Below are 302 nucleotides of genomic sequence, written 5' to 3'. Positions count from 1 at the left end.
ATGACATAAACAAAATAGCTAACCAAATTTTAGAACGAACAGAGTACATAACTAATGAAGAAATGACCAAGCAATCATTAATTATTCCTTTTCTTCAAAAACTAGGTTATGACGTTTTTAATCCTTTAGAAGTTAGACCTGAGTATGTTGCAGACTTCGGAACTAAGAAGGGAGAAAAAGTCGATTATGCGGTTTTTAAAAATGGGGTTCCAATTATTTTAATCGAGGCAAAATCTGTAACAGAAAATCTCCTTAAACACGATGCGCAACTATCTAGATATTTCAATGCCTTACCTGATGTC

Annotated in this window: 1 protein-coding gene; it reads left to right on the top strand. The window is 33.1% G+C overall.

Going from position 1 to position 302, the window contains the following annotated elements; genetic code table 11:
* On the top strand, positions 1 to 302 hold a 302-nt coding region (locus MR167_RS32085; protein ID WP_242316282.1), incomplete at both ends, for a type I restriction endonuclease.

It is taken from the genome of Bacillus cereus group sp. BfR-BA-01355 (assembly GCF_022663675.1).
In the GTDB taxonomy this organism is placed as follows: domain Bacteria; phylum Bacillota; class Bacilli; order Bacillales; family Bacillaceae_G; genus Bacillus_A; species Bacillus_A thuringiensis_S.
Note: the sequence above shows the minus strand (reverse complement) of the source record. Positions and strands in the feature narration are given on the sequence as shown.